Genomic DNA, 1,717 nt, shown 5'->3' on the forward strand with positions numbered 1-1,717 from the left:
GGCTCATACAAGATTTTCGTAGCCGTTGATCGGGCCAACTGGTCCGTGGCGTCGACTCGTTGAGAGCACCATCCTGATGGTGTGTGAGGTTCGACTGGAGGACCTGCTGCCGCAACTGGCCGCGGTGCGGGTCGAGAAGGTGGAGGCCAGCGGTGATCTGCTGCGGATCGCGGCCCGGACCCGAAGCGGCATCCCAGCGGTCTGTCCGGGGTGCGGGACGGAGTCGGACTGGGTTCACTCCCGATATGTGCGGCATGTTGCGGACGAGGCGGTGGGCGGCCGGGCGGTCGTCATCGACCTGTCGGTGCGCCGCCTGTACTGCGAGAACCCCAACTGTCCCAAGGGCACGTTCGCGGAGCAGGTGGACGGGCTGACGGTGCGCTATCAGCGCCGCACTCCCGCCCTGCAGGCCGTGGTGACCGCGATCGCGGTTGCCCTGGCCGGCAAGGCCGGTGCCCGGCTGCTCGCCTGCCTGCACCACGTGCTCAGCTGGGCCACTGTGCTGAACGTGGTGATGGCGGTGCCGGACCCGCCGACCGCGGCCCCCACGGTGCTGGCGGTGGACGACTTCGCCCTGCGCAGGGGCCGCCGTTACGGCACGCTGCTGGTCGACGTCGAGACCCGGCTGCCGATCGAGGTATGGGGCACCCGAGAGGCTGAACCGCTCATCCGCTGGCTGCGTGCGCACCCAGGAATTGAGGCCGTCTGCCGCGACGGCTCGGCGACCTTCCGTGGCGCGATCAGCTCCGGTGCCCCGGCGGCCGTCCAGGTCAGCGACCGCTTCCACCTGTGGCAGGGACTCGGCCGCAAGGTCTACGAGGTGGTCGCCGCCCACCGGGACTGCCTCCCCGACCCTGGCCCCGAGGCGACCGCGCCCCGAACTCCGGGCGGGGCCGCCGCCGCCCGCGCCCGCCGCCTCCACACCGCGGTGCACGAGCTGCTGGAGCAGGGGATGACACTGCGCGCCATCGCCCGCCACCTGGACCTGGACCGCAACGCGGTGCGCCGCTACGCCCGCGCCGCCACCTGGCAGCAGGCCGCCCCCACCTGGCCCCAGCGGGCCGGCATCCTCGCGCCCTTCCAGGGATACCTGCACCGCCGCTGGGCGGAGGGCGAGCACAACATCGCCGCGCTGTCCCGGGAGGTCGCCGAGCGGGGGTTTTCCGGCAGCGAGGCCACGGTCCGCCTCTATGTGGCATCCCACCGGGAGGCCCTGGATGCGGGCCTGCCCCCGCCCGGGCCGGAGCGGAGCGCCTTCGAGGTCTCCCGGCTGCTGCTGACCAGGCCGGAACGTCTCGATGAGGACCAGCGCACCTTCGTCAAGCAACTCGTGGCGCGCTGCCCGGAACTGGACACCCTCTACGACCGCATCCAGTCCTTCGCGGCCGTCTTCGCCAAGAAGCGCACCAGCCTGCTCGACCGCTGGATCACGCAGGTCAAGAAGGACGGGATCGCCCAACTGGCCAGCTATGCCAACGGTCTCCTCAACGACCTCGACGCGGTGCGGGCCGGCGTGGCTCTGCCGTACAACTCCGGCGTGGCGGAAGGCCGGGTCACCGACCTGAAACTGATCAAGCGCCAGATGGCGGGCCGAGCCGGCATCCAGCTGCTACGCAAGCGCGTCATCCTCGTCGCCCACTCCCGTCGCACCCTCCACCCCCACGATGATCTCGACGATCTGTGGACGATCAACGGCTACGAAAATCTTGTATGAGCC

1 protein-coding gene is annotated in these 1,717 nt (G+C 70.6%); it reads left to right on the top strand.

The window, feature by feature from the left end:
- Positions 1 to 79 precede the first annotated feature (79 nt).
- On the top strand, positions 80 to 1,714 hold the full coding sequence (locus ACFZDK_RS55800; protein ID WP_390987105.1) for an ISL3 family transposase: 1,635 nt from the start codon (positions 80 to 82) through the stop codon (positions 1,712 to 1,714).
- The last annotated feature ends 3 nt before the right edge of the window (positions 1,715 to 1,717 follow it).

Origin of the sequence: Streptomyces sp. NPDC007901 (assembly GCF_042959465.1) — a bacterium.
Lineage (GTDB): Bacteria > Actinomycetota > Actinomycetes > Streptomycetales > Streptomycetaceae > Streptomyces.